Here is a 26,414-nt window from a genome sequence, read left to right on the forward strand (position 1 = left end):
CGAGGCGGAACCGGTCACAAAGCCGATCCGCGCCACCCCGCCCGCCCGCCAGGCTTTGCGGCATGAACGATGTGCTTGTTGGACAGGCCCTGAGCAAACGGTTCGGGCAGACGGTGGCGCTGGGCGGAGTGGACCTCGCGGTGCGGGCCGGGGAGGCCGTGGCGATCATGGGACCCAGTGGCTCCGGCAAGTCCACGCTGCTGCACTGCCTGGCGGGGATCATGAAGCCGGACGGGGGCGAGGTCCGCCTGCTCGGCGAGCGTATCGACGACATGCGCGAGCGCCGGCGCAGCACGCTGCGCCGTACCCGGTTCGGGTTCGTCTTCCAGTTCGGGCAGCTGCTGCCGGAGCTGCTCGCCGAGGAGAACGTCGCGCTCCCGCTGATGCTGGGCGGCGTTCCCCGTTCCCGGGCCGTACGCCAGGCGCGCGCATGGTTCGGACCCCTCGGCCTGAGCGGCATGGAGACCCGGCGCCCCGGCGAGCTGTCCGGTGGGCAGGCGCAGCGGGTGGCCATCGCCAGGGCGCTGGTGACCAAACCGGCGGTGGTGTTCGCCGACGAGCCGACGGGCGCGCTCGACCAGACGACCGGCCACGAGACGATGCGGCTGCTGGTGGAGGCCACCCGGGGCAACGGGGCGGGCCTGGTCGTGGTGACCCACGACCCCAACGTGGCCTCCTGGTGCGAGCGCACGGTCGAGGTCCGCGACGGCCTGCTGACGGCGGGCGGGGTGCGCGCGTGAACCTCGACCTGACCTGGCGGCTGCTCAAGGGCGGCGGCCGCAAAGGCATGCTCGGCACCTGGCTCACGCTGGCGGCCGTCGCCGTGTCCACGATGCTGCTGTTGTTCGCCGTGACGGCCAACTTCGCCTTCCAGGCCAGGGCCGACAAGGGCGCCTGGCGGATCCCGGTGCAGGCGGCCACCGGCCAGGCCGTGGCCATCGAGGCGACGCGCCACGATCACGTGCGCGGCAAGGAGGTCACGGTCGTCGATCTGGCCGCGCTGAAGGACCGGGCGCCCGCGCCGCCAGGGCTGACCCGCTTCCCCGCGCCGGGCGAGGCATGGCTCTCCCCGGCACTGGCCGAGCTGGCCGGACGGCTGCCCGCCGACCAGCTCGCCGCCCGCTTCCCCGCGCGGACGGGTGTGCTCGGCGAGGAGGCGCTGATCCACCCGGACGAGCTGGTCGCGGTCGTCGGCCACCGGCCCGACGCGCCGGAGATGACGGCGGCACGCAGCACCGCCCGGACCGCGGGCCGGCCGCCGACACCGGTGGCCGACCTGGTGGGCAAGCCGTCGGAGGACGCCGTCGCCTACCAGATCCTGGCGCTCATCGCCAGCGTGCTCATGGTGGTGCCGCTGCTGGTGTTCGGCGGGGCCGCGGCCAGGCTCACCGTGGCCAGGCGGGACCAGCGGCTGGCAGCGCTACGCCTGGTCGGGGCGACACCCGGCCAGGTGGTCGGCATGACCGTGGCCGAGGCGGTGATCGTGGCGTTCGCCGGCGCGCTGGCCGGGACCGCCGCCTACGCGCTGGCCGTGCCGTTGCTGACGCGCATCCAGATCAGCGGCGGCCCCTGGTTCGCCGCGGACCTGTGGCCGCACCCGCTGGTGCTGGCCGCCACCCTGGTCGCGGTGCCCCTGCTGGTTGGCCTGTCGGCGGTGATCGGGCTCAGGCGGGTGGTCGTCAGCCCGCTCGGCGTGGCCAAGCGCGAGACCCCGCCCGCCATGCGCTGGGTCAGGGTGCTCGCCCTGGTCGCGGTGCTGGCCGTGGTCCCCACGCTGGGCGTGGACACCGGCGTGGCGGTCATCGCGGTGGTGATCGGCCTGGCGTTCCTCTGCGTCAACCTGGTCGGCCCGTGGGTGGTCGGCATCATCGGCCGCGTCACCGCCGGAACCGCCCGCAGGCCGGCCGGACTGCTCGCCGGCCGCAGACTGGTGGACGACCCGCGCTCGGCCTGGCGCACCGTGAGCGGCGTGGCCATGACCGGCTTCGTCGCGGGCTTCCTCGCCCTGCTCACCCCGGGCGCGCTCACCACCGGCGGGACACCAGGCGAGCTGCGCGTCCTCGTCCCCGAGGGGCGGCCGTCGGTGGTCGCCGAGCAGGCCCGCGAGCGGCTCGCGAAGGCCGGGATCACCGCCACCGTGCGGCGCGCCGAGAAGCTCGTCACCGTGACCCCGGCCCGCCACACCGACCCGGCGACCATGGACCGGGTCCGCACCGCCCTGGCCGGACTCGTCCCCGGGCGCACCCTCACTTCCGAAGCCGACCTTGAGCACGTCAACGTGCAGATCATCGGCGACATCCGCTCGGGCACGGTGGTGGTGCTGTCGGTGTCGTTCCTGGTGGCGATCGCCAGCGCGGGCATCACCGCGGCCTCCTCGATCCTGGACCGGCGGCAGACGTACGGGCTGCTGCGGCTGGCTGGGACGCCGCTGACGGTGCTCGACCGTGCCCGCAGGACCGAGACGCTGATCCCGCTCGCGGTGATGGGCGGTGGGTCGATCGCGGTGGGGGTGTTCTGCGGGCTGCCGTTCATGAGCGGCAGCCCGGACGGCGGCGGGTCGATCATGCTGCTGACCTGCGTCGCGATCGGCTTCGCCGGGGTGGTCGGGGCAGGCGCCGCAAGCAGGCCCCTGCTCCGCTCGGTCACCGCCGACCCGGCCCCACGCCCCGACTGAGTCCGGGTCAGGAGGGGATGCGGGCGTCGATCTGCTCGCGGGCGTGGGGGCACTCGTCGAACGGCAGCGGGCAGGCGAGCGCGTGCTCGATGAGGTCCTTGGCCGCCTGCGCCTGGGAGATGCGCCGTTCCAGCTCGGCGACGTGCCCCCGGAGCAGGTCGGCGTGGTCCATCGGGTCGTCGGTGGACAGGAGCCGGCGCAGGGCGCGCAGGCCGAGCCCGGCCTCCTTGCCCATGTGGATCATCGCCACCCGTCGCAGCTCCGCCTGGCCGTAGCGGCGGTGGCCGCTGTCCTGCCTGGCGGGGGCGAGCAGGCCGACGCTCTCCCAGTGGCGCAGGACGTGCGTGGGAAGCCCGAACCGGCCGGCCAGTTCGCCGATGGTCATCTCGCTTGACTTCATGTGCACATTAACCTTCATCGTGACCGCATGAGCAACCGATCACCTCTGGCCGTCACCCGCGTGGCCAACTCCTGCGTCCTGCTGGAGATCGGCGGGCACGCCGTCCTCACCGACCCGTTCTTCACCGAGCGGTGGCACCTGCACGCCGGCGAGCCGTTCGGCCTGGCCGTCGGCGATCTCCCGCCGCTGGCCGCCATCGTCGCCAGCCACTCCTACCCCAACCACTGGGACCTGCGGGCCCTGCGGCGCTACCCGCACAAGTCCACCACACCCGTGTACGTGAGCAGCGCGCGGATGGCTCGGCAGGCCCGTGCCATCGGCTTCGAGCAGGCCGAGTTCCTGGCGTGGGGTCAGCTCAGGCAGCCGGCGCCCGGTCTGTCGATCGAGGCGGCGCCCGCCGGGCGCACTCTGTGGTTCCGCCACAACGCCTACGTCATCGGCGGCGGCGGGCTCAGCGTCTTCTTCGGCGGCGAGGTCCGCGACCCGGAACTCCTGCGGCGCCATCGCGCCGGTCACCCTCCGGTCGACGTGGCGCTGCTGCCCGTCAACGGCCTGCGCGCGGTCGTCGGCCCGCCGATCGTGATGGGCCCCGAGCAGGCGGTGGACGGCACGAACGCGCTCGGCGCCCGCGTCCTGGTGCCGGTGCACGACGCCCACGGCGACGACGACCTGCTCGCCCGGGTGATCCGCCGCCACGGCACCGGCGCGGACGCGGCGGCCCTGGCGCGTGCCGTCGCGTCCGGGCCCGAGGTCGTCAACCTCCCGACGGGACAGCGCTGGACCCACCTGGTGCCGCCCGATGGGTCGGGCCCTGCCGGGAAGCGCTCATCGCCGGCATCGCCGGCGTCACTGTCAGCCGAGGACCAGGTCGCGGACGGTGCGTAGGGTGGGCTCGTCGCGGGGGCCCATGACGAGCAGCGACGTGACCGGGGACTTGTGCCAGAGCTCCAGGCGCTCCTTGATCCGGCCCGGCGGGCCCACCAGGGAGATGCCGTCGGCGAGTTCGTCGGGGATGGCGCGGAACGCCTCGTCCCTGCGGCCCGCGAGGTAGAGCGACTGGATGTGCTCGGCCGCCTCGGCGTAGCCCATCCGGCCGATGATGTCGGCGTGGAAGTTGCGCTGCTTGGCGCCCATGCCGCCGATGTAGAGGGTGAGCATCATCTTGACGCCGTCCAGGGCGGCGCGGACGTCGTCGGAGATGACGACCATGACCATGGCGGCGATGTCGAAGCCGGGGCTCCTGGGCGCCAGGGCTTCGCCGTACATCTCCTCGATCTTCGACGGGAAGGCGAACAGCGGGAGCCAGCCCTGGGCGAGCTCGGCGGCCAGGGCGACGTTCTTGGGGCCCTCGGCGCCCAGGTAGACGGGGATGTCGGGGCGCAGCGGGTGGGTGATGAGCTTGAGCGGCTTGCCGAGGCTGCCGGGCAGGGGCAGCGGGTGGTGGGGGCCGTCGTTGGTGACGGGCTCCTCGCGGCGCCAGACCTTGCGCATGATCTCGACGTACTCGCGGGTCCTGGCCAGCGGCCTGGCGAACGGCTGGCCGTACCAGCCCTCGACGACCTGCGGGCCGGAGGCGCCGACGCCGAGCAGCAGGCGGCCGCCCGTGAGGTGGTCGAGGGTCATCGCGGTCATGGCCGTGGTGACCGGCGGCCTGGCCGACATCTGGGCGATCGACGTGCCCAGCTTGATGCGCGAGGTGCGTGCGCCGTACCAGGCCAGGGGGGTGAAGACGTCGCTGCCGTAGGCCTCGGCGGTCCACACCGAGTCGTAGCCGAGCCGTTCGGCGGCGAGCACCGAGTCGGTCGCGTCGTCGGCGTTGCGCTGCCAGTAGCCGAGGTTAAGGCCGAGCTTCAATCGACACCTCCCGAATTAAGTTCTATTACGGCTGGTGTGGGGCCACGTGTCAATGCGGATTCTTTGGGGACGTGTGCTCTGTGTTCAAGGGTCTGTGTCGTCTCGTCTCTGTCCTGCTGCTTCTGATGCCGGCGGCCGAGCCCGCGGCGGCCTCGGGGGACAAGCCGAACATCGTCTTCATCATGGCCGACGACCTCGATTACGGTACGTTGCCGTACTTTCCCAACATCACGCGTCATGTGGTGGACGAGGGGACCTCGTTCCAGCGGTTCTTCGTGACGAACTCCTGGTGCTGTCCGTCGCGTTCGTCGATCCTGCGCTCGCAGTACGTGCACAGCCATGGCGTATGGACGAACACCCCGCCAGAAGGCGGTTTTGCCAGATTTTACGAACAAGGTCTGGAACGTTCCACCATCGGCAGCTGGATGAAGGACGCCGGATATCGCACCGCGTTGATGGGGAAGTATCTCAACCACTATCCGGGCAAGGCGGCCCCGGCGACTTATGTGCCGCCGGGCTGGGACGAATGGGCTGTTCCGGTCAGGCATCTCTATCGGGAGTACGGCTACCGGCTCAACGAGAACGGGCGGCTGGCCGACTACGGCTGGGGGGAGAAGGACTACCTCTCGGACGTGCTGGCGGGCAAGGCCCACGACTTCATCGCCGGGAGCCGGACGCCGTTCTTCCTCTATCTCTCCCCGGTCGCGCCGCACCTGCCGGCCAACCCCGCCATACGGCACTCCAGCGCGTTCCCCGGGGCCCGCGCGCCGAGGACGCCGTCGTTCAACAGGGAGGACGTGAGCCGGGAGCCCGCATGGCTGCGCTCCAGGCCACCGCTGACCGACCGGGAGATCCAGCTCGTCGACCGGCGTTACGGCAACAGGATGCGGGCCATGCTGGGCGTGGACGACCTCGTCGGCTCCGTGGTCGAGGCGCTGGAGGAGACCGGCAAGCTCGACAACACCTACATCTTCTTCACCTCCGACAACGGCTTCCACCAGGGCACCCACCGCCTCAAGAAGGGCAAGACCACGCCGTTCGAGGAGTCCATCAGGGTCCCGATGGTCATCCGGGGACCGGGGGTGCCGAAGAACGTCACGATCGGGCCGATGGGCGCCACGGTGGACCTCGCGCCCACGATCGCCGAGCTCGGCGGGGCCACCCCGCCGTCGTTCGCGGAGGGGCGGTCGCTGCTGCCGGTGCTGCGCGGCGAGCGGCCGGCGGACTGGCGCAAGAACGTCCTGATCGAGTTCGCCCGGCCGGCCGACCGGTCCTCGGCCGCCCAGACGCCGGTGCCGCCCTATCGGGCCGTGCGTACGCAGAGATACACCTATGTCAGATATCAGACGGGCGAGGAGCAGTTGTACGACCTGCTCACGGATCCCTACCAGCTCGACAACCTGGCGGCGACCGCCTCCCCGGCGCTGCTGGCCGACCTGCGGGCCCGCCTGGAGGCCATGCGGACCTGCTCCGGAGCCAGTTGCCGGGCCGCCGACTCCACCGGCTGACGTGCTCAGGAAGGCGGGTAGGCGTGGGCCAGGTGCTCGGTCACCGCGCGGGAGGCCGCGCCGGGGTCGCCCGCGTCGATGGCGGCCAGGATCCGCTCGTGGTCGGCCTGCAGGAGCGAGGTGTCACCGAGCCGCTCCACCGCCTCCACCGCGTAGCGCCGCATCGAGTCCCGCAGCGAGCGCATGATGGCGGCGATCAGCCGGTTGCCCGAGGCGTCCGCGATGGCGCAGTGGAAGGCCGTGTCGTGCTCCACGAACTCCTCGGCCGAGCCCGCCGAGCCCATCGAGGCCAGCGCGGCGGCCAGGGCCGAGGTGTCGGCGCGAGCGGCCGCCGCCCGGTCGGCGGCCCAGCGCTCGATCATCAGCCGGGTGTCGATGACCTCGCGCAGCTCCAGGCTCGCCATGCCCAGATGCAGCCTGAGCAGGTCGGTGAGCGCGCTGTCCGGCCGGGAGGTGAGGATGGCGCCCGCCTCGGGCCCCCGCCCCACCTGCGAGGACACCACGCCGAGGGTCTCCAGCACGCGCATCGCCTCGCGTACGGAGGACCGGCCGACACCGAGCTGCTCGGCGAGCTGCCGCTCGGCCGGCAGCCGGGCGCCCACCGTGAGGCCGTCCTCGACGATGCGGCGCTCGATCTGGGCGAGCACGTCCTCGAACGTGCGCGTCTTCTTGGCCGGGCGGCCGGTGACGGTCAACGGGGTCTCCTTGGCCGGATGCGGTCCGAATCCGGTATGGTCTGACCATACTGTGGTCCGACCATACCTCGGAAGGTGAGGCGTGCGAGTCGCCCTGTTCATCACGTGCGTGAACGACACGCTCTTCCCCGGCACCGGCAAGGCCGTCGTGTCGCTCCTGCGCAGGCTGGGCTGCGACGTCGACTTTCCGGCCGCGCAGACCTGCTGCGGGCAGATGCACGTCAACACCGGCTATCCCCAAGAGGGCGTACGGCTTGCGCGCCACTTCACCGAGGTCTTCGCCGGGTACGACGCGGTCGTCGCGCCGTCCGGGTCGTGCGCGGCCATGGTGCGCGAGCAGTATCCCAAGCTGGTACGGCCGGGCAGCAGGGGAGCGGCGGCCATCGCCGAGGTCGCGCCCCGGGTGTACGAACTCTCCGAGTTCCTGATCGACGTCCTGAAAGTCGACGACGTAGGCGCATATTTCCCGCACCGGGTGACATATCACCCGACGTGTCACTCGCTGCGCGGGCTTCGCCTGGGCGACCGGCCCACCCGGCTGCTGAGCAAGGTACGCGGCCTGGAGTTGGTCCCGCTGCCCGGGGCCGAGGAGTGCTGCGGCTTCGGCGGCACCTTCGCGGTGAAGAACCCGGCGGTCTCCGCCGCCATGGGCTCCGACAAGGCGCGCCACGTGACCGGCACGGGGGCGGAGGTGCTCTGCGCGGCCGACAACTCCTGCCTCATGCACATCGGTGGCACGCTCGAACGGCAGCGCTCCGGCGTGCGGATCATGCACCTGGCGGAGATCCTCGCGACCACGGAGGCGACCCCATGAGCGGGACATTCCTCGGCATGCCCGGAAATTTCCCGGAAAACGCTGCGAAAGCCGTACAAGACTCGCAGCTCAGGTACAACCTCCGGAAAGCCACGCACACCATCCGAGGCAAACGCGCGAACGTCGTGAGCGAGCTGCCCGACTGGACCGAGCTCCGCGCGGCCGGGAAGGCGATCAAGGACGAGACCCTGCGCCACCTCGACCGCTACCTGATCCAGCTGGAGGAGGCCGTGACGCGGGCGGGCGGCCACGTCCACTGGGCCCGCGACGCCGCGGAGGCCAACCGCATCGTCGCCGGCCTGGTCAAGGCCACCGGCGAGACCGAGGTGGTCAAGGTCAAGTCGATGGCCACCCAGGAGATCGAGCTCAACGAGGCCCTGGCCGAGCAGGGCATCACCGCCTACGAGACCGACCTGGCGGAGCTGATCGTCCAGCTCGGCGACGACTTCCCCAGTCACATCCTGGTCCCCGCGATCCACCGCAACAGGGCCGAGATCCGCGAGATCTTCCTCGACAAGATGCCCGAGACCCCGCCCGGCCTCACCGACGAGCCCGCCGCGCTCGCCGAGGCTGCCCGGCTCCACCTGCGCGAACGCTTCCTCAGGAGCAAGGTCGCGATCTCCGGCGCGAACTTCATGGTCGCCGAGACCGGCACGCTGGTGGTGCTGGAGTCCGAGGGCAACGGCCGCATGTGCCTGACGCTGCCCGAGACCCTGATCAGCGTCGTGGGCATCGAGAAACTGGTGCCGTCCTGGCGCGACCTGGAGGTCTTCCTCCAGCTGCTGCCGCGCAGCTCCACCGGCGAGCGGATGAACCCCTACACCAGCATGTGGACCGGCGCGACCGAGGGCCAGGACTTCCACCTGGTGTTGCTCGACAACGGCCGCACCGGCGTGCTCGCCGACGAGGTCGGCCGCCAGGCGCTGCGCTGCATCCGCTGCTCGGCCTGCCTGAACGTGTGCCCCGTCTACGAGCGCGCGGGCGGCCACGCGTACGGCTCGGTCTATCCGGGCCCGATCGGCGCCATCCTCACCCCGCAGCTCAGAGGCATGTCGTCGGAGCTGGACGCCTCCCTGCCCTACGCCTCCAGCCTGTGCGGCGCCTGCTACGACGTGTGCCCGGTGGCGATCGACATCCCCGAGGTGCTCGTCCACCTGCGCGCCAAGGCGCCGCACGCCCCGGCCGAGCGGGCGGGCATGCGCGTCGCGGGCTGGATCCTCGAAGACTCCGTACGGCTCGGCAAGGCCCAGCGCCTGGCCACCCGCTTCCGCAAGCTGGTCCCCAGGCGGCTGCCGGGTCCGCTGTCGGCCTGGACCGACACCAGGGACCTGCCCGAGATCCCGGAAGAATCCTTCAGAGACTGGTGGGAGCGTCATGAACGCCCGTGAGGAGATCCTCGGCAGGATCAGGCAGGCCGTCCGCGACGCGCCCGAGGTGGAGATCCCCCGCGCCTATCGTTCCCGGATTCCGGTGGACGACCTGGTGGGCCTGTTCGCCGAGCGGGTGGACGACTACCGGGCGATCGTGCACGTCCTGCCCGCCGCCGAGGTCCCGGACAAGATCACTGAGCTGGTACGCGGCCGCCGCATGGTGGTGCCCGACGGGCTGCCGCCGCAGTGGACGGGACAGGCGGAGCCCGCCGGCGGCTCGCTGGCGGAGCTGGACGCCGCCGACGGGGTCATCACCGGCTGCGCGGTGGCCATTGCCGAGACCGGCACGATCGTCCTCGACGCGGGCCCCGGCCAGGGCAGCCGCGCGCAGACGCTGGTGCCCGACTACCACCTGTGCGTGGTGCGGGCCGAGCAGATCGTGGGAGGTGTGCCCGAGGCCGTCGCCCGGCTCGACCCGGCCCGCCCGCTCACCTGGATCAGCGGCCCGTCGGCCACCAGCGACATCGAGCTCAACCGGGTCGAGGGCGTGCACGGCCCCAGGACCCTCGAAGTGATCGTCAGTACCTGAGCACGGCCGCGACGTCCGACACCTGGCCGGTGAACCAGAGCTCGGCGTCCGTCATGGTCGCCGCCCTGACCAGGGCCGAGTCGGCACGCTCGGTGACCGGTTCCTGGACGCCCCAGTCGCGCAGCTCCCCCTCGTCGGTGGACAGCTGTGTGCCGCCCTCGCCGATCCATACCTCCCGGTCCAGCTCGCCGGGCAGGAGCAGTGCCTGCACCCTGCCCTCGCGCAGGGCGCGGGCGACCAGCGCGATCCCCACGGGGCCGTCCTGCTCGCGGTGCCGATCCAGCAGTTCGGCCCGCCTGCGGTCGAGCCAGTCGTCGAGCGCCGCCTCCACGTCACGCTCGAACCCGCCGAGATCGCCCCGGTGGCCGTGCTCCACCATCAGCATCCGGTCGGTGGACTTGGTGCCGAGGTGGTCGCCGAGCATGGACCGCGACCGCGCCTCACCCGCCACCAGCACGAGGTCCGCGCCGATGCGCCGCACCTGCTCGTCGATCTCCTGCGCGACGGCCACCGTGTTCTTCTCCCAGGTCTCCTCAACGGCTCGCTCATAGCGCTTCTGCGACCAGCCGCCCTGCGCGGTCTTCTGCAGCGGCCAGTCCTCGGCCTCGATGGTCGCACTGCGCGGCGAGCCGCCGCCGAACACCGTCACCTCCGCCCCCGCGTGGTCCACGACCACCCGCAGGTGCGGGACGTTCTCGCCACGCTTCATCAGCATGGGCGTGACGTGCGGCAGCGGCGAGTGGTGGACCAGCGGTGGCGGCGGCTCGCCCAGCCTCTCGGCCAGCACCACGTCGTGCGCGGTGGCGAACAGCGCCTGCCCGGGGCCCGGCCGCAGCGCCTCGATCTCCAGGGCCTCCGGCACCACCGCGCCGGCCCGTTCGGCCTTGTCACGCAGGCTGGTCCACTGCACCGACCTGTCCCGCTCGGTGAGCGCGCCGACGTACACGCTCGTGTACGGTCCACTGCGCTCGTAGAGCGGCCGGATGAAGTCGAGCCGCACAGGTCACCACCTCCGCTTCTCCACACCGAGGCCGAGCGCCTGACCGACCTCGGCCATGTTGGCGTAACGCCGCTCCGGCAGGGAGCTGACGAGGTCCATCACGTGATCGGGGGCGTCCATCCGCTCGGCATGCTGGAGCAGTTCCAGCGAGGTCGCGGGGAAATCAGCGTCGCTGAGCCATTTGGCCAGATCGCTGCGGACATCGACTCCTTCCTGAGTGATGCCCTCAGGTGTGCCGGGTTCGTGGCCGGGCGCGTACGTGCGTACGGACTCGTCCTCCCCGGACGCCGGGGTGGGCTCGGGTTCCTTCCACTCCTCGGCGTGCGTGGCGCCGCCGCCACGCACCATGCCCTCGGTCTCCTGCTTCTGGTGCTCGTCCATGCGAGGACCGTGCTTGGAGCTTCCGCGTTCCATCGGTGAATCACCTCTCCCTCCAAGCGCACCTACCCCCGCCTTCATGGGCAAACATCGCCACTGTGTAGCCTGCCGAGGGTGTTCGATGAGGACGTCGACCTCCCCACTGGACGTCTGGTGCTCCGGCCGTTCGGCCCTGAGGACGCGGACCGGATCAGGACCATCGTGCGATCGAAAGTCCGGTTCCTGCCGCCAGGGGCGCCCGGTCATGTCTCGGGCGTCAAGCAGTGGCTCGCCCACGGCGTGCACGAGTTGCGGCGCTCCGGGCAGGGCCTGCACCTCGCCATGCACGACGACGATCGCATCGTGGGCGCCATCAGCCTGTTCAAGACCTCGTGGGGCGCGGGCACCACCGAGGTCGGCTACGGCGTCCACCCCCTCTACCGGGGGCGCGGCTTCGCCACCGAGGCCGTCCGGGCGCTGACGGACTGGGTGTTCGCCACCACCGAGCTGCGCAGGATCGACCTGACGGCCAACCTGGACAACCTCGCGTCCATCCGCGTGGCCCACAAATCCGGCTTCACCTGGGAAGGCGTGCTGCGCGCCGCCGTGCTGGACGAGGACGGGCCGCACGACCTGGTCGTCTTCGGCCTGCTGCGCGAGGACGACCGCACCCCGTCCGAGACGCTGCCCCGCGCCGAGCTGCGCACCCCGCGGTTGCTGATCCGGCCGCTGGCGGACTCGGACGTGCCGGACCTGGCCGTCACCGCCGCCGACCCGCTCACCCAGGCCAAGACCGGGGTGCCGCGCGGCTACAGCGAGGCGGACGCCAGGCGGTTCGTCGACCTGGCCGAGCGGATGCGGACCAGGGGCCAGGGCATCGCCTGGGCGGTGGAGGAGCTGGCGACCGCGCGCTTCGCGGCCCATGTGGACCTCCGGGACGTCGACTGGGTCAACAGGAGCTGCGAGGTCGGCTACATGGCCGCGCCCTGGGCCCGCGGCAACGGCATCACCGCCGAGGCGGTCACCGCCATCGCCCGCTGGCTCTTCGACGAGCAGGGCTTCCGGCGGGTCAAGCTCCGCGCGACCCTGTCCAACCCCGCCTCGCACCGCGTGGCGGAGAAAGCCGGCTTCGTTCGCGAAGGCGTCGAACGCAACGCTCTGGCCGGGGAGGATCTCGTGGTCTTCAGCCTCATCCCATCAGATTTGCTGTGAAGATTGGAGAAACACCGGTAGAGCCGTCACCCTGGAGGTGAGGACGGTGAGGCCCATGATCACGGTTGTCGGCTGGGACGGTTCGGAACTGTCGGCCAGGGCGATCGACCGGCTGCACGAGGCCAGGCTCGTCGTCGGACCCGACGCCGTCATCGGCCGGCTGGCGCTGACCGCGCCCACCGTCGCCGATCACAGGCTGCTCGAAACCCTCGACGACCACCTCGAACAGGGAGAGGGCCCTGCCGTCGTGCTCGCCGAGGGCGACCCCGGGTTCTTCGGCGTGGTGCGTACGCTGCGCGCTCACGGGCTCAAGCCCGACGTGCTCCCGGCCACCTCACTGATCACCCGCGCCTTCGCCTGCGCCGGGCTCAACTGGGAGGACGCCCTCGTCGTCGCCCCCTCGGGCCCGCACCAGCTCAACCGCGCGGTCAACGCCTGCCGGGCCCACCACAAGGTGGCCGTGCTCGTCACCCCCGGCGTCGGCCCCGGCGAGCTGGCCAGGGAGCTCGCCCCCACGACGCCCCGCTCCCTCATCGTCTGCGAGGACCTCGGCGGCCCCGGCCAGCGCGTCGTCGACAGCCGGCTGGGCGAGGCCACCACGCGGCCCTGGAAGGATCCCGAGGTGGTGCTCGTCGTCGATCCGCTGCACCGGCCCAAGGCGCCGGGCTGGGTGGCGGGCGCGCAGCCCGGCCCGCCCGAGTGGGCCCTGGAGTGGGCGCCGCCGCTGGAGTCGCGGCTGCCGCCGGAGGTCAGGGCGTTCGTCCTGGCCAAGCTCGGCCCCCGCCTCGGCGACCTGGTGTGGGACGTGGGCGCGGGCAGCGGCGAGATCGGCGTCGAATGCGCCAGGCTGGGAGCCGCCGTCGTGGCCGTCGAACGCGATCAGGACGCCTGCGCCCGGCTGCGCGCCAGGGTGCTCGAACACGGCGTCAAGGTGGCGCTGACCAGGGGACAGGCGCCGCCCGCGCTCGAACCGCTGCCCGACCCCGACGCCGTCTTCGTCGGCGGTGGCGGCACCGACGTGATCGTCGCCTGCGCCGCCCGCCGCCCCCGCTCACTCGTGTGCGCGCTCAAGACCGTCGAGCGCGTGTCCGCCGTGCTCGACCGGCTGCGCGAGCACGGCTATCGTGCCGAAGGCAGCCAGATCCTGGCCGCCAAGCTCGTCATCGGCCCCGACGGATCCCACAGCCTGACCGCCGCCGACCCCGTTTTCGTCGTCCACGCGACACCCGCGCACACAGCGTGACCTGTCGCCCACCGGCGCCCATCGGTTATCCTCGCGTGTCTTCCTCTACGCACCGGAGTACCTTCGCATGAAGCCGCCGCTCCTGCTCATCGGGCAGGGCTCGAACGACGACGCTGACTCCGCTGAATTCGGTAGGTTCGTCCATCGGCTCCGTTGCCGACTCGACCAGAGCGCCACCGACGTCTCCGCCGGCTACCTCGAGCGCGCCACCCCCCGGCTGAGCGACTCCGTCGCCTCCCTGGTCGCCAGGGGACACCACCGCCTGGTCACGTTGCCGCTGAGCCTGAACCGGGTCGGCGACGAACTGCCCGCCGCGATGGAGATGGAGCAGAAGAAACACCCCACCCTGATGTACGACTCCGGCCGGCCGCTCGGACCCGACCCGCGCCTGCTCGCCCTGCTGGCCGAGCGGCTCAACGACGCCGCAGCCGAGATGCCGCCCCGGCCCCGCCCGCTGGAGCTCGTCGGCGCCAGGGCCAGGCTGCGAGCCGTCGACACGCTGCCCGCCGAGGGCCTCCCCGCGCACATCGAGCCGGGCGAGACCGCCGTCGTCCTGGTCGGCGAGGGCTCGATGGACCCGGCGGCCAACGCCGAGATCCACCGGGTGTCGCGGCTGTTCTGGGAGACCCACGCCTACGACTTCATGACCGTCGAGACCGCGTTCGTCTCCCTCACCCCGCCCGGAGTCCCCGGCGGCCTGGAGAGGTGCCGCCGCCTCGGCGCCAAGCGCGTCATCGTCGTCCCCTACCTGCTGTTCGCCGGTGGCGCGCTGGAGCGCGTGTGGGCCCAGGCGCTGGCCTACGTCGCCGGGCACCCCGATCTCGACATCCGCTGCGCCGAGGTGATCGGCGACTGCGACACGCTGGCCGACGTGGTCATCGACCGCTACGACGAAGTGCTCCAACTCGTCCCGTAGGACACCGGGCCGGCTCCTGCGGGAGCCGGAAGTTCGCACGAAGGGCTCCCACTCGGAGCCGTTACACGAAACGCTCGTGAGAAGGCGCTTCACCAGGTCCGTCACTCGTAACCCCGGAGGTTCCCGTGCTCGCAGAGACGCTCGCCGCGATCCACTCCGCCGACCCGGTCGTGCTCGCCGACGCCCGCGCCTACCAGGACCGCCTCACCAAGCCGCGCGGCTCGCTCGGCGCGCTGGAGGAGGTCGCCGTACGGCTCGCGGGCGCCGCGGGCGTCACCCCGCCGCCCATGCCCGCCCCTGCCGCCCTGGCCATCTTCGCCGCCGACCACGGCGTGCACGCCCGGGGCGTCAGCCCGTGGCCGCAGGAGGTGACGGTGCAGATGGTGGCGAACTTCCTGGCCGGCGGGGCGGTGGCCAACGCCTTCGCCGCCCAGATCGGCGCCTCGGTGACCGTGGTGGACGTCGGGGTCGCCGCCGACCTGCCCGACGACCCCCGGCTGATCAAGCGGAAGATCGCATACGGCACGGCGGACCTGTCCCAGGGGCCCGCGATGACCGTCGACCAGGCCGTACAGGCTCTCGAAGCGGGCCTGACCGTCGCCCGCGACCTGGTCGCGGCGGGCGCCCGCTGCCTGATCACCGGTGACATGGGCATCGCCAACACCACCGCCTCCGCGGCCCTCATCTCGGTTTTCACCGGCAGGGACCCGGCCGAGGTGACCGGCCTGGGCACCGGCATCGACGAGGAGACCCACGCCCGCAAGATCGACGTGGTCCGCGAGGCGCTCCTAGTCAACCAGCTGCTCGCCGACAGAAGCTCCGGAGGGCTGACGGCCCCGGCGGTCGCGGCCTTGGCGGCTTCCGAAGGCTCCTCGCTTGCGGCGGGTGCCGGGCAGGTGGGGGTTCGGAGCCAGGCGACCGAGGCGTTGCGCGCGCTCGCCGCGGTGGGGGGATTCGAGCACGCGGCGATCGCGGGGTTCATCCTGGGCGGGGCCGCGGCGCGGGTGCCGGTGATCCTGGACGGCGTCATCGCGGGCGCCGCCGCGCTCGTCGCGGCCGCCCTCGACCCGGCCGCCGTCGACCACTGCGTGGCCGGGCACCGGTCGGCCGAGCCCGGCCACTCGGCGGCCCTCGGCCACCTCGGCCTGCGCCCCCTGGTGGACCTTGAGCTCCGGCTGGGCGAGGGCACCGGCGCGCTGCTTGCTCACCCGCTCATCTGCTCGGCCGTGCGGGTCATGCACGAGGTGGCGACCTTCGACTCGGCGGGCGTGACGGAGAAGCCGGTGTGACGACGGAGACGCCGGCGAGCACTATCCTTGAACCACTCTGGGCGACGGCCGGACGCCGCCCGGGGACGGGGACGGGTCTGGCTCTGCTCGACGGCCGTTGACTCGTGCGAAGCAACTGACGCGGTGATAGCCGGTAGGTTTACCTCCTAGCACACATACCTTCGCGAACGGGAGATTCCCCCACTATGGGTCCCTACCTCCTCGGCCTGCGGCTCCAGGGCCGCCGGGTCCTCGTCGTAGGTGGCGGGCGTGTCGCCCAGCGGCGGGTGCCCGCGCTGCTTGAGGCGGGGGCGGCGGTGACCGTGGTGTCGCCGGGTGTCACCCCCGCTCTCGACGACCTGATAGCCGCCGGCCGGATCACCTGGCAGGCGCGCCCCTACGAGGTGGGCGACTGCGACGGAGCCTGGCTTGTGCAGGCGTGCACCGACGACAGATCCGTCAACACCGCCGTCGCCGCCGAGGCCGAGGCGAAACGGATCTGGTGCGTGCGCGCCGACGACAAGGACGCCTCCGCCGCCTGGACCCCCGCCTCCGGACGGGTCGACGAGATCAGCGTGGCCATCACGGCGGGCGGCGATCCGCGCCGGGCTGCCGGCATCCGCGACGCCGTGGTCGGCGCGCTGCGCGACGGCACCGTGGACGCGCGGCGCAACCGCACCAAACCCGTCGGTGTCGCGCTGGTCGGCGGCGGGCCCGGCGATCCCGGGCTGATCACCGTGCGTGGCCGGCAGCTGCTCGCGCAGGCCGACGTGGTGGTGGCCGACCGGCTCGCCCCCCGGGCGCTGCTCGACGAGCTGGCGCCCGACGTCGAGCTGATCGACGCGGCCAAGGTGCCCTACGGCAGGTCGCTCTCCCAGGAGGCGATCAACGAGGTGCTGGTCGATCGCGCCAGGCAGGGCAAGTTCGTCGTGCGGCTCAAGGGGGGCGACCCGTTCGTCTTCGGCCGGGGCGGCGAAGAGATGATCGCCTGTGCTCGCGCCGGCATCCCTGTGCTGGTGGTGCCGGGGATCACCAGCGCGGTCGCGGTGCCCGCCGCGGCGGGCGTTCCGGTGACTCATCGAGGGGTCAGCCAGGATTTTCACGTTATATCCGTGCATGTAGCACCGGATGACCCCAAATCCACCGTTGACTGGCCCGGGCTGGCTCGGTCCCATGGCACCCTGGTCCTCATGATGGCCGTCGAACGGCTCGCGAAGGTCGCCGAAGTCCTCGTTCGAGATGGACGCCCCCCAGAGACTCCCGTAATGGTGGTGCAGGACGGTACCCTTCCGACCCAGCGGGCGGTCATCGCCTCGCTTGCCACCGTGGCCGACCGCGTGTCCGCGGCTGGGATACGGCCACCGGCGATCATCGTCGTCGGCGATGTCGTAAAGGTCGGCCAGGAGGTCGAGATGGTTCGAGCGGAGCGCTTGCCGTGAACACGGCCATGGATGACGAACACGGAGAGGCGCCGGGGGAGCAGACCCTGCAGTTCCGCGCCCTGACCGACGAGCCGGCGGACCACGACGCCGCCCAGCCACCCACCGAGGCGAAACCCGAGGCGCAACCCGAGGCGGACACAGAGGTGGACGCAGAGGCGGACACAAGCGCGGACGCAGAGGTGGACACAGGGGCGGACGAGATTCCCGAGCCCGGGAAGCCCGAGGAAGCCGCGCCTGTGGTGGAGGCGAGGCCGTGGGCTTTCGCCCCGCATGACGCGCGGTCCGAGGCCGATGACGCCGCGTCCGAGGAGTCCGGGGCGGCGGCGGCCGCGTTCTCGGCTTTCGTGGCTCAGGCCGAGCGCAGGAGCGCCGCGCCTGTGGCGGAGGTCAGAGCTTGGGCGTTCGCGGCGCAGGATGCGAAGTCCGAGGCCGATGACGCCGCGCCCGAAGGTGCTGAAGAGGAGTCTTCGGAGCAGGAGGTTCCGGCCGCGGAGTCCGACAGCGAGGGCACGGCTGCGGAATCCGACAGCGAAGGCGCGGCCACGGAATCCGAGAGCGCGGGCGCGGCGGAGAGCTCCGAGGGCGAGATCGAGGCTGAGGGGTCCGGGGGCGAGGTCGAGGCTGAGGGAGCCGGGGCGGGCTCCGTACCTCGTGAGGGTGTGGCCGAGGGGACGTCCGACGGGCCTGGGGCGGCGGCCGAGCAGGAGGAGGAGCTGCCGGCGGAGGCCGCGCAGGCGCTGATGTCGGCCATCGGCGCGCTGCGGGAGAGTATCGCGGGGCTGCGGTTCGGGCTGGACCTGCCGGGGGCCGACGAGGCCAAGCAGGAGCGTGCCGACCTGCTGGCCCAGCTTGAGGACTACGTGCTGCCGAGAGTGCGGATGAAGGCCGCGCCGGCGCTCATCGTGATCGCCGGCTCGACCGGCGCGGGCAAGTCCACGCTGGTCAACTCACTGGCCGAGCGCAACGTCTCCCGCACCGGCGTGCGGCGGCCGACCACCGGCGTGCCCGTGCTCGTCTGCCACCCCGACGACGAGAAGTGGTTCGCCGAGGGAGAGCTGCTCGGCGGGCTGCGCCGGATCGACAAGCCCACCGCGGACGCCGGCCTGCGCAGCCTCATGGTGGTCGCCACGGAGAAGCTGCCGCAGGGCGTCGCGCTGCTCGATACCCCTGACATCGACTCGGTGGTCGAGGAGCACCACGAGATCGCGCACCGCATGCTCGACGCGGCCGACCTCTGGATCTTCGTCACCACCGCCGCCCGCTACGCCGACGCTCCCGCCTGGAACCTGCTGCGCCTGGCCAAGGAGCGCGGCGCCAGGCTCGCCATCGTGCTCTCGCGGGTCCAGCCCAAGGCGCGTGACGTGGTGCTGAAGCACTTCGTCCGGATGCTCACCGAATACGGCCTGGGCGAGATCGAACGGTTCGTCATCAGTGAGTCGAAGGTCGCCGACGGCAAGCTGCCCGACAGCGAGGTGACCGACCTCCGGCTCTGGCTCGCCGAGCTCTCCGTCGACGAGGCGCGCCGCACCCTCGCGGTCAAGGAGACGCTCAACGGCGTGCTCGACAGCTTCCGCACCCGCGTTCCGGCGCTCGCCCGGCATCTGGAGACGCAGGTCGCCGTCCGGGGCGATCTGCGCGGCGACGTCGACTCGGCCTTCATGAGTGCGCTGACCGAGATCGACAAGGCGTTCAGAAGCGGGACGCTGATCCACGGCGAGGTGCTGGCCCGCTGGCAGGACTTTTCCGGCTCCGGCGACCTGATGCGCTCCTTGCAGCTCCGCAGGAACGGCAGGGTGGGCAAGCAGGCTTCCGAACGGATCATCGCGTTCCGCGCGGCGCTGCGCGCGGGTCTGGAGTCGGTGATCGTCGCCGCCGCGAACCGGGCCAGCGAAGAGGTCATCGGCCGCTGGCGGCACCGCGCCGAAGTGGGCGCCACCATCGGCGAAGGGATGGACAAGCCCTCCGACGACCTGCTCCGGCACGCCGGCCGGGCCGTCGCCGCCTGGCAGGAGCACGTCACCGAGCTGGTGCGTACCGAAGGCGTGGCCAAGCGGTCGGTGTCGAAGCTGGTGTCGTTCGACGCGGATTCACTGTCGTTGATCTTCATGGTGGCGATGTTCAGCGGAGGCAGGGCCGAAGGAGTGCCGCACCGGCTCGTCAAGGCGCTGCTCGGCGCCGAGTCGCTGCGGGGCATCGGCGCCAAGGCGCTCAGCGATCTGAGGGCGAGGATCGGGATGCTGTTCGACGAGGAATCCATGCGTTACGTGCAAGCGCTCGACTCCGCCGGGATTCCGGACGAGTCCGCCGCGACCCGCCTCTACCAGGCGACGTACAACCTCGAGGTCGCACGATGACCGTAGCCACCTCCAAGCCGGGGCTGGCCCCCAGGCTGTCCGCGCTCACCAAGGTCGTCGAGCTCGGCCCCGGCCGGCTCGACCAGAAGCTGCTCTCCGAGGCCGAAGGGCTGCTGGTGCTCGCCGGCGACCGGCTCAAGCTGTCGTCGGAGCACACCGTGGTCGCGCTCGCGGGCGGCACCGGCAGCGGCAAGTCGTCGCTCTTCAACGCCATCTCCGGGCTGGAGCTCTCGCCCACCGGCGTGCGCAGGCCCACCACGGCGCGCACGCACGCCTGCGTCTGGGGCCTCGAAGGCGCGGCGCCGCTGCTCGACTGGCTGCAGATCCAATGGCGTCACCGCTTCGCCAGGGCCAGCGCCCTCGACAAGGGCGAGAGCCAGCTGCACGGGCTCATCCTGCTCGACCTGCCCGACCACGACTCCATCAGGGCGCTCACCGACACCGAGGCCGACCGGCTGATCGGCCTGGCCGACCTGGTGGTGTGGGTGCTCGACCCGCAGAAGTACGCCGACGCCTCCACCCACCGCCGCTACGTCACCGAGCTGGCCGGGCACGACGCGGTCACCGTGTTCGCACTCAACCAGGCCGACCGGCTCGCTCCCGAGGAGCTCGCCGAGCTGGTCATCGACCTCAACGACCTGCTCCGCCGCGAAGGCGTCGAACACCCCAGCGTGGTGCCCACCTCGGCCGTCACCGGCCGGGGCGTGGAGAGCCTCAAGAGCGTCGTCGCGGGCGCCGTCTCCCGCCGCCGCGCCGCCATCCACAAGCTCGAGGCCGACCTGCACCGGCTGGAGCAGCGCCTGGTCAAGTCCATGCCGGTCGGCGAGGCGCTGGCCGCGCCCTCCTCCGTCGACGAGGCCCGCAGGATGGGGCTCACCGACGCGCTCTGCGACGCCGTCGGCGTCCCCGCCGTCGGCGAGGCGATGGAGAACGTGTACGCCGAGCGCTCCAACCGCTGGGTCGGCTGGCCGTATCCGCGCTGGGCCGACAAGCTGCGGCCCGACCCGATCAAGAGCCTGCGCCTGGAGGACGTCGGCGACGAAATCCGCGGCATCACCACCGGCTCGGTCAGCGCGCAGTCGGCCGAGGTCACCAACGCGGTCCAGGCGCTCGCCGACGGGCTGTCGGTCGGGATGCATCCCGTCTGGAGCACCGCGGTGCACCGGGCGGCCCGTTCCCAGCTGGCACAACTGCCGCAGGCGCTCACCACGAACCTCACCGAGGTGGCTCCGCAGCTCGACCGGGTGCCCGGATGGTGGCGGGCGCTCAAGGTGTGGCAGTACGTCCTTGTCGCGGCGTTCGGCCTCGGGGTGGCCTGGCTGCTGGCCGGGTTGCTGCTGCCCGGCGCTCTTCCCGCGTCGCTGCAGCTGGTGGGCGATACCGGAGCGCTGCCCTGGGTGGGGCTGATGACGCTTTCCGTGCTGGGACTCGGCGCTCTGTCAGGCATCGCGTCACGCAACTTCGTGGAGCTCGGCGCGTCCAAGGAGCGCGAGCGGCTGGAGCGGGAGATGCGCCGGCGGGTCGCCGGGATCGCCGAGAAGATGGTGGTGGAGCCGGTGGAGGCGGAGCTCACGCGTCACCACGCGTTCTACTCGGCCATGCGGGGGCTGTCGGGCTGAGCCCGCCAGGCCGGTGTCGTCCACAGGGCCTGCGCCGGTGGCGGGCTCTGTCCACAGAGTGTCGTTCGGTCGCCCGGGAGGACGGACGCCTGGGGCACCGTGTGTCCAGGTCGCGGGCGTACGGCCCGCCGCATGGGAGGCAACGGGATGAACGACATCTACATCACGCTCACCGGCAACGTCGCAGCGGAGCCACGGCAACACACCTTCGACGACGGCGTCAAGGTGACCTCGCTCAGGGTCCTCACCTCGCACCGCTACTTCGACAAGAAGCTGGGCCAGTGGGTCGACGGGGAGAAGGTCTGCTTCGCGGTCCGCTGCTGGCGCGCCCTGGCCGAGAACGTCGCGCACTCGGTCCGGGTCGGGCAGCCCGTCGTGGTCTCCGGCAAGCTCCGCATCCGCGAGTTCGAGCAGGAGGGTGAGCGCCGGTTCATGCCGGAGGTGGACGCGAGCTCGGTGGGCCACGATCTGCGCTGGGGCACCGGCACCTTCGCCAAGCCGGAGCGTGGCGGCGCCGCCGCCGCGGTGAGCAGGGAGATGCGCGAGCGTCTGGACGAGGAGACCCGCGACTGGGCCCTCGGCGCGGCCCGCCCCGGCGGACGCAGAGGCGCTCTCGAACCGGTGCCGGATCCCGTGTCGAGCGCCCCGGTGACCCCGGAGCGTTCCGCGGCCGACGGGCCGGCGCCCGAGAGCGCCACGATCCGCATTCTCGGCGCGGACGACGACAAGGACGGCGAAGACGCCGAATGGCCCACCGAGGAGCGCGCGGCGGCATAGTCACCGGAGGGGAGTCGCCGACGGTGCGCATCACGGCTGGGCGCGGGTGTGCCGTCGGAAGAGAAGGGCGGAGGGGGCACCGGCCGGTGAAGCGGCGGCTGAAGCGTCCGGAGAAGCGGCCGATGGTGTTGCCCGTGAAGACGGTCAGGGCAGCTGTCAGGTCCAGGTAACGCCCCGCACCATGTGTGCTCCTTTCCCGAATGGCTCCGCTCGCGGAGTGAGCGGTGTCCTATTACCGACCACATGACACATGTGGTCGCTCCGCCCAACGTATCGGTTCCCATCGCACATCGCACACTCCGCAACTATTGTGTTACCGAGGGTTCGCACAATGCTCTGGCCTCACTTCGGGTCGGGGATGGGTGCCGTCCCGTCGGAGGATGGCTCGCCGGTAGGTGAGCCATCCGGAGGTGCGTGGCGTGGGACATGGACGGTCGCGTGAGTCGGTGCCGTTGGTCGACGTATGCCGCTTCGGTGTTCGCCTGCTGTGATCAGGAGGGGCTTTAATATGTTCGAGTTCACTAAACGTACGCAAAGAATTACCCTTAGTGGGGAACGCGTCGTGTAGGGGGTGGTGTGCGGTGAACGCCGCAGCGCTCAACATCCTGGCCGAAGGCATCCGCCTGAAGACCCGGAACAACCCCGACCACTCCAACGGCCCGAACGACGTGAGGTGGATGAAGGACGTGGCCGCCGGGCTGGCGGACACCCGAAACGACTGTGCAGGGCAGGTAAGACCAGGCAAGGTGACCCCGACCCTGGCGCCGCCCGAAACCTCCACCGCGCAGGCGGCGTAGAAGCAGCAGTGAACACCCCGCCGCGAGACGGGAGATCCCCGCCCTTCACGGGCGGGGAGAAGTCGAACATCGTTAGTGAGGAGGGAGGCGGGATGGTGACAGCCGGTCACGCCTCGACGAAACCCCGCGACGGTGTGTCAACACTGGCCGGTCGCTGGCCGTTCCTCGGCCAGCGCCGGTCGCTCGTCGCCTACATCAGCGTCATCGTCATGCTCGACCTCGCGGCGATCGTGCTGTTCGGATCCGCCACCGAGGTCCGGTTGCCGGACGTGCTGACCTTCGTCGCCCTGATGAGCTGTGGCGCGGTCTGCATCGAGGCCACCAGAAGACTCGGCATGCCCGCCGGGGTCTCACGCGACCTGCTCTCGGCCTGGTGGCTGCCGGTCGCGCTGCTGCTGCCGCCGGTCTACGCCCTGTTCGCGCCGATCGTGCTGCAGATGCTGCTGCAGGTGCGGGTCCGCGCGACGGTCCTGCACCGGCGGGTGCTGAGCGCGGCCGCGATCGGCCTCGCCGGCTGCGCCGCCTCGGTGGCCTTCCACCGGCTGGTGCCCGACCCGGGAGTGCTGTCCCACGGCAGCGCCGTCCCGATCCTGTACGCGGTCGCCGCCGCCCTGCTCTTCGCCCTCATCAACACGGCGCTCGTCGCCGTCGCGGCCCACATGGCGGATCCCGACTCCCGCTGGCGAGAGGTTCTGTGGAACCGGGAGAACATCCTGCTGGACGTGGTGGAGCTGTGCCTCGGCATCACCGTGGCGATCGGTTGCCACCTCAACCTCATGCTCCTCCTCCTCACGCTTCCGCCGGTCGTCCTGCTCCAGCGCAGCCTGCTGCACGCCCAGCTGCAGGCCGCCGCTCGCACCGACGCCAAGACCGGCCTGCTCAACGCCGCCGCCTGGCAGCGCGAGGCCGACACCGAGATCGTCCGGGCCAGACGCACCGGCCAGACCCTCGCCCTCCTGATCATCGACATCGACCACTTCAAGCGGGTCAACGATGCCCACGGCCACCTCGCGGGGGACCAGGTTCTCATCGGCGTGGCCGGGATGCTCCGCAACCTGGTGCGCGAATACGACGTGGTGGGGCGCTTCGGCGGTGAGGAGTTCGTCGTCCTGCTGCCCGGGGCGGACCTTCCCGAAGCCCGCCGGGTGGCCGAGCGGCTGCGCACCCGCATCGGCCGGATGGCCGTCCCCGTCGACGAGGCGATGATCACGGTGACGGTCTCGGCGGGCGTCGCTCTGATGAGCGTCCACGGCGACGACCTGATCGAGCTCCTGGCAGCGGCCGACCTGGCCCTCTACCGGGCCAAGGAACTCGGCAGAAACCGCGTCTGCATCCCGGCCGTCCCCTCACCCCCACCCCGCCTGCCAGGAGAAACCCCCGCCTGAGTCCGCTGCCGGTTCTTCTTGGGTTCTGCGGGGGTTTGCCCCTGGGCGGCTGGGGGTTTTGCTTGGGTTCTGGGGAGGGTCTCGACCTGGGCCTGCTGATCGGCCGTCTGGGTTCTGTGGGGATGAGGACGCACCTGAGGCCGCTGACCGGCTCCCTGTTTTCAGCGGAAGGTCTCACCTGGACCCTTCGACCGGGCCCTGCCAGGGTTCCGCGGGGAGGTCCCGCCTGAGGTCGATGACCGGACCCGCCGGCAGACCTTTCCGATCCGCCCCGCTGTTCGTGTCCGCGAAGGGCGGTGGTAGGTGGAGGGGCGGTGGAAGGTTGGGCAGGGTTTGCGGAGGGGTTGTGAGGCGGGTGGGTCGCGGTGGGGAGGTGGGCGGCGGAAGCCCGGGTCGAGAGCCCCTAAGCTAGATACCATGCCGGAGTACATCTACACGCTGCAGCGCGTCCGCAAGGCCCATGGCGACAAGGTCGTTCTTGACGACGTCACGCTGTCGTTCCTGCCAGGAGCCAAGATCGGCGTCCTCGGGCCGAACGGCACCGGAAAGTCGACGCTGCTCCGGATGATGGCCGGCCTGGAGCACCCGTCCAACGGTGACGCCAAGCTGATGCCGGGCTTCACCGTGGGCATGCTCCAGCAGGAGCCCCCGCTCAACGAGGAGAAGGACGTCCTCGGCAATGTGCAGGAAGGCGTCGCCGAGACGATGGCGATGCTCCAGCGCTACAACGACATCGCCGAGCAGATGGCCACCGACTACAGCGACGCCCTGCTGGAAGAGATGGGCAAGCTGCAGGAGCAGCTCGAGCACCGCAACGCGTGGGACCTCGACAGCCAGCTCGAGCAGGCGATGGACGCACTGCGCTGCCCGCCGCCGGACGCGGACGTGACCATGCTGTCCGGTGGTGAGCGCCGTCGCGTCGCCCTGTGCAAGCTGCTGCTGGAGGCCCCCGACCTGCTGCTGCTGGACGAGCCCACCAACCACCTTGACGCCGAGAGTGTGCAGTGGCTGGAGCAGCACCTGGAGAAGTACGCGGGCACCGTCCTGGCCGTCACCCACGACCGCTACTTCCTCGACAACGTCGCGACCTGGATCCTGGAGCTCGACCGGGGGCGCGCCTATGCCTACGAAGGCAACTACTCCACCTACCTGGAGGCCAAGGCCGCGCGGCTCAAGGTCGAAGGGCAGAAGGACATCAAGCGCAAGAAGCGCCTGGAGGACGAGCTGGAGTGGGTGCGGTCCAACCCGAAGGCCCGCCAGACCAAGAGCAAGGCCCGCCTCGAGCGCTACGAGGAGATGGCGGCCGAAGCCGACAAGCACCGCAAGCTGGACTTCGAAGAGATCCAGATCCCGCCGGGCCCGCGCCTGGGCACCACGGTGATCACCGCCGACGGCCTCACCAAGGGCTTCGGGGACCGGCTGCTCATGGAGGGCCTCACGTTCGACCTGCCGCGTAACGGCATCGTCGGCATCATCGGCCCCAACGGCGTCGGCAAGACCACGCTGTTCCGCATGGTCATCGGCAACGAGACGCCCGACAGCGGATCGATCGTCGTGGGAGACACGGTCAAGATCTCCTACGCCGACCAGAGCCGTGGCGGCATCGACCCGGGCAAGAACGTGTGGGAGGTCGTCTCCGACGGACTCGACTACATCAAGGTCGGCCACGTCGAGATGCCGTCCCGCGCCTACATCGCCGCGTTCGGCTTCAAGGGGCCCGACCAGCAGAAGAAGGCCGGAGTCCTCTCGGGCGGCGAGCGCAACCGGCTCAACCTGGCGCTCACCCTCAAGCAGGGCGGCAACGTGCTGCTGCTCGACGAGCCCACCAACGACCTCGACACCGAGACCCTGTCGTCCCTGGAGAACGCGCTGCTCGAATTCCCGGGCTGCGCGGTCATCACCTCCCACGACCGCTGGTTCCTCGACCGCATCGCCACCCACATCCTGGCGTGGGAAGAGGGCTCCAACTGGTTCTGGTTCGAGGGCAACTTCGCGGACTACGAGAAGAACAAGATCGAGCGCCTGGGCGCCGACGCCGCCCGTCCCCACCGGGTGACGTACCGGAAGCTGCACCGCGACTGATCCACTGCCTGAGACGTCGTAACCCGAATCCCGTACGGAGAAACTCGCCGTGCGGGAT

23 protein-coding genes are annotated in these 26,414 nt (G+C 71.2%); 18 read left to right on the forward strand and 5 right to left on the reverse strand.

Features of this window, described 5'->3' with window-relative positions:
* Positions 1 to 62: 62 nt before the first annotated feature.
* Positions 63 to 740 (forward strand): ABC transporter ATP-binding protein, encoded by a 678-nt coding sequence (locus tag ACIBQX_RS46355; protein WP_397016420.1) that lies wholly within the window; start codon positions 63 to 65, stop codon positions 738 to 740.
* On the forward strand, positions 737 to 2,674 hold the full coding sequence (locus ACIBQX_RS46360; protein WP_397016422.1) for an FtsX-like permease family protein: 1,938 nt from the start codon (positions 737 to 739) through the stop codon (positions 2,672 to 2,674). Before ACIBQX_RS46355 ends, ACIBQX_RS46360 begins: the two co-directional genes overlap by 4 nt.
* Positions 2,675 to 2,681: 7 nt before the next feature.
* On the opposite strand, the gene ACIBQX_RS46365 is transcribed toward ACIBQX_RS46360, so the two are convergent.
* Positions 2,682 to 3,074, reverse strand: a complete 393-nt coding sequence (locus tag ACIBQX_RS46365; protein ID WP_397016424.1) for a MerR family transcriptional regulator — start codon at positions 3,072 to 3,074, stop codon at positions 2,682 to 2,684.
* Between the two features lie 27 nt (positions 3,075 to 3,101).
* Between ACIBQX_RS46365 and ACIBQX_RS46370 the strand changes: the two genes are divergently transcribed.
* Positions 3,102 to 3,959 carry an MBL fold metallo-hydrolase gene (locus ACIBQX_RS46370; protein ID WP_397016426.1) on the forward strand — a complete coding sequence of 286 codons (858 nt, stop codon included), beginning with the start codon at positions 3,102 to 3,104 and terminating at the stop codon, positions 3,957 to 3,959.
* On the opposite strand, the gene ACIBQX_RS46375 is transcribed toward ACIBQX_RS46370, so the two are convergent.
* Positions 3,927 to 4,928 (reverse strand): LLM class F420-dependent oxidoreductase, encoded by a 1,002-nt coding sequence (locus ACIBQX_RS46375; RefSeq protein WP_397016428.1) that lies wholly within the window; start codon positions 4,926 to 4,928, stop codon positions 3,927 to 3,929. The genes ACIBQX_RS46370 and ACIBQX_RS46375 overlap by 33 nt on opposite strands.
* Before the next feature lie 125 nt (positions 4,929 to 5,053).
* On the opposite strand from ACIBQX_RS46375, the gene ACIBQX_RS46380 reads away from it, so the two are divergent.
* Positions 5,054 to 6,436 (forward strand): sulfatase, encoded by a 1,383-nt coding sequence (locus ACIBQX_RS46380; RefSeq protein ID WP_397016430.1) that lies wholly within the window; start codon positions 5,054 to 5,056, stop codon positions 6,434 to 6,436.
* A gap of 5 nt (positions 6,437 to 6,441) precedes the next feature.
* Here ACIBQX_RS46380 and ACIBQX_RS46385 read toward each other — a convergent pair whose 3' ends face one another.
* A complete protein-coding gene (locus ACIBQX_RS46385) occupies positions 6,442 to 7,131 on the reverse strand; it encodes a FadR/GntR family transcriptional regulator (protein ID WP_397016432.1) in 690 nt (229 codons plus the stop codon).
* Between the two features lie 82 nt (positions 7,132 to 7,213).
* Between ACIBQX_RS46385 and ACIBQX_RS46390 the strand changes: the two genes are divergently transcribed.
* The 3 genes from ACIBQX_RS46390 to ACIBQX_RS46400 are packed head-to-tail and all read left to right on the forward strand — an operon-like array spanning position 7,214 to position 9,904.
* Positions 7,214 to 7,945, forward strand: a complete 732-nt coding sequence (locus ACIBQX_RS46390) for a (Fe-S)-binding protein (RefSeq protein ID WP_397016434.1) — start codon at positions 7,214 to 7,216, stop codon at positions 7,943 to 7,945.
* Complete coding sequence (locus tag ACIBQX_RS46395; protein WP_397016436.1) at positions 7,942 to 9,333, forward strand: lactate utilization protein B; 1,392 nt, start codon at positions 7,942 to 7,944, stop codon at positions 9,331 to 9,333. The genes ACIBQX_RS46390 and ACIBQX_RS46395 overlap by 4 nt, the downstream gene beginning before the upstream one ends.
* On the forward strand, positions 9,320 to 9,904 hold the full coding sequence (locus ACIBQX_RS46400; RefSeq protein WP_397016438.1) for a lactate utilization protein C: 585 nt from the start codon (positions 9,320 to 9,322) through the stop codon (positions 9,902 to 9,904). The genes ACIBQX_RS46395 and ACIBQX_RS46400 overlap by 14 nt, the downstream gene beginning before the upstream one ends.
* Here the strand turns inward: ACIBQX_RS46400 and ACIBQX_RS46405 are convergent.
* The gene (locus ACIBQX_RS46405; RefSeq protein WP_397016440.1) at positions 9,894 to 10,904 is read right to left on the reverse strand and encodes a Vms1/Ankzf1 family peptidyl-tRNA hydrolase; all 1,011 of its coding nucleotides are present in this window, start codon (positions 10,902 to 10,904) and stop codon (positions 9,894 to 9,896) included. The two genes, ACIBQX_RS46400 and ACIBQX_RS46405, sit on opposite strands and share 11 nt — an antisense overlap.
* A 3-nt stretch (positions 10,905 to 10,907) precedes the next feature.
* Positions 10,908 to 11,285 (reverse strand): DUF2795 domain-containing protein, encoded by a 378-nt coding sequence (locus ACIBQX_RS46410; RefSeq protein ID WP_397016441.1) that lies wholly within the window; start codon positions 11,283 to 11,285, stop codon positions 10,908 to 10,910.
* A gap of 111 nt (positions 11,286 to 11,396) precedes the next feature.
* On the opposite strand from ACIBQX_RS46410, the gene ACIBQX_RS46415 reads away from it, so the two are divergent.
* The 11 genes from ACIBQX_RS46415 to ettA all read left to right on the forward strand — a co-directional run bounded on the left by ACIBQX_RS46415 (position 11,397) and on the right by ettA (position 26,356).
* Complete coding sequence (locus ACIBQX_RS46415; protein WP_397016443.1) at positions 11,397 to 12,473, forward strand: GNAT family N-acetyltransferase; 1,077 nt, start codon at positions 11,397 to 11,399, stop codon at positions 12,471 to 12,473.
* Positions 12,474 to 12,528: 55 nt separating this feature from the next.
* Entirely contained in the window at positions 12,529 to 13,716 is a 1,188-nt protein-coding gene (locus tag ACIBQX_RS46420; RefSeq protein WP_397016445.1) for a precorrin-6Y C5,15-methyltransferase (decarboxylating) subunit CbiT, read from the forward strand.
* A 67-nt stretch (positions 13,717 to 13,783) separates the two neighbouring features.
* Positions 13,784 to 14,632, forward strand: a complete 849-nt coding sequence (locus ACIBQX_RS46425) for a sirohydrochlorin chelatase (protein ID WP_397016447.1) — start codon at positions 13,784 to 13,786, stop codon at positions 14,630 to 14,632.
* Between the two features lie 125 nt (positions 14,633 to 14,757).
* Positions 14,758 to 15,921 carry a nicotinate-nucleotide--dimethylbenzimidazole phosphoribosyltransferase gene (locus ACIBQX_RS46430; protein ID WP_397016449.1) on the forward strand — a complete coding sequence of 388 codons (1,164 nt, stop codon included), beginning with the start codon at positions 14,758 to 14,760 and terminating at the stop codon, positions 15,919 to 15,921.
* Positions 15,922 to 16,106: 185 nt separating this feature from the next.
* Positions 16,107 to 17,339, forward strand: coding sequence for a uroporphyrinogen-III C-methyltransferase (gene cobA / locus ACIBQX_RS46435; RefSeq protein WP_397016451.1), 1,233 nt, complete (start codon positions 16,107 to 16,109; stop codon positions 17,337 to 17,339).
* A gap of 8 nt (positions 17,340 to 17,347) precedes the next feature.
* The gene (locus tag ACIBQX_RS46440) at positions 17,348 to 19,696 is read left to right on the forward strand and encodes a GTPase (protein ID WP_397016453.1); all 2,349 of its coding nucleotides are present in this window, start codon (positions 17,348 to 17,350) and stop codon (positions 19,694 to 19,696) included.
* Entirely contained in the window at positions 19,693 to 21,315 is a 1,623-nt protein-coding gene (locus ACIBQX_RS46445) for an ABC transporter (RefSeq protein ID WP_397016455.1), read from the forward strand. The genes ACIBQX_RS46440 and ACIBQX_RS46445 overlap by 4 nt, the downstream gene beginning before the upstream one ends.
* A gap of 147 nt (positions 21,316 to 21,462) precedes the next feature.
* Positions 21,463 to 22,092, forward strand: a complete 630-nt coding sequence (locus ACIBQX_RS46450; protein WP_397016457.1) for a single-stranded DNA-binding protein — start codon at positions 21,463 to 21,465, stop codon at positions 22,090 to 22,092.
* Between the two features lie 581 nt (positions 22,093 to 22,673).
* Positions 22,674 to 22,889 carry a hypothetical protein gene (locus ACIBQX_RS46455; protein ID WP_397016459.1) on the forward strand — a complete coding sequence of 72 codons (216 nt, stop codon included), beginning with the start codon at positions 22,674 to 22,676 and terminating at the stop codon, positions 22,887 to 22,889.
* 92 nt (positions 22,890 to 22,981) lie between these two features.
* Positions 22,982 to 24,274, forward strand: coding sequence for a GGDEF domain-containing protein (locus ACIBQX_RS46460; RefSeq protein ID WP_397016461.1), 1,293 nt, complete (start codon positions 22,982 to 22,984; stop codon positions 24,272 to 24,274).
* Positions 24,275 to 24,691: 417 nt separating this feature from the next.
* Positions 24,692 to 26,356, forward strand: a complete 1,665-nt coding sequence (ettA, locus tag ACIBQX_RS46465; protein WP_397016463.1) for an energy-dependent translational throttle protein EttA — start codon at positions 24,692 to 24,694, stop codon at positions 26,354 to 26,356.
* The last annotated feature ends 58 nt before the right edge of the window (positions 26,357 to 26,414 follow it).

The organism is Nonomuraea sp. NPDC049714, from assembly GCF_044465295.1.
Taxonomy (GTDB): domain Bacteria; phylum Actinomycetota; class Actinomycetes; order Streptosporangiales; family Streptosporangiaceae; genus Nonomuraea.

Bases quoted from the DNA above. Each gene is read 5' to 3' on its own strand.
- ACIBQX_RS46410 (WP_397016441.1), bottom strand. From the start codon at position 11,285: ATGGACGAGCACCAGAAGCAGGAGACCGAGGGCATGGTGCGTGGCGGC.
- ACIBQX_RS46365 (WP_397016424.1), bottom strand. From the start codon at position 3,074: ATGAAGTCAAGCGAGATGACCATCGGCGAACTGGCCGGCCGGTTCGGG.
- ettA (WP_397016463.1), top strand. From the start codon at position 24,692: ATGCCGGAGTACATCTACACGCTGCAGCGCGTCCGCAAGGCCCATGGC.
- ACIBQX_RS46440 (WP_397016453.1), top strand. From the start codon at position 17,348: ATGGATGACGAACACGGAGAGGCGCCGGGGGAGCAGACCCTGCAGTTC.
- ACIBQX_RS46425 (WP_397016447.1), top strand. From the start codon at position 13,784: ATGAAGCCGCCGCTCCTGCTCATCGGGCAGGGCTCGAACGACGACGCT.
- ACIBQX_RS46395 (WP_397016436.1), top strand. From the start codon at position 7,942: ATGAGCGGGACATTCCTCGGCATGCCCGGAAATTTCCCGGAAAACGCT.
- ACIBQX_RS46445 (WP_397016455.1), top strand. From the start codon at position 19,693: ATGACCGTAGCCACCTCCAAGCCGGGGCTGGCCCCCAGGCTGTCCGCG.
- ACIBQX_RS46370 (WP_397016426.1), top strand. From the start codon at position 3,102: ATGAGCAACCGATCACCTCTGGCCGTCACCCGCGTGGCCAACTCCTGC.
- ACIBQX_RS46460 (WP_397016461.1), top strand. From the start codon at position 22,982: ATGGTGACAGCCGGTCACGCCTCGACGAAACCCCGCGACGGTGTGTCA.
- ACIBQX_RS46400 (WP_397016438.1), top strand. From the start codon at position 9,320: ATGAACGCCCGTGAGGAGATCCTCGGCAGGATCAGGCAGGCCGTCCGC.
- ACIBQX_RS46380 (WP_397016430.1), top strand. From the start codon at position 5,054: ATGCCGGCGGCCGAGCCCGCGGCGGCCTCGGGGGACAAGCCGAACATC.
- cobA (WP_397016451.1), top strand. From the start codon at position 16,107: ATGGGTCCCTACCTCCTCGGCCTGCGGCTCCAGGGCCGCCGGGTCCTC.
- ACIBQX_RS46450 (WP_397016457.1), top strand. From the start codon at position 21,463: ATGAACGACATCTACATCACGCTCACCGGCAACGTCGCAGCGGAGCCA.
- ACIBQX_RS46420 (WP_397016445.1), top strand. From the start codon at position 12,529: ATGATCACGGTTGTCGGCTGGGACGGTTCGGAACTGTCGGCCAGGGCG.
- ACIBQX_RS46355 (WP_397016420.1), top strand. From the start codon at position 63: ATGAACGATGTGCTTGTTGGACAGGCCCTGAGCAAACGGTTCGGGCAG.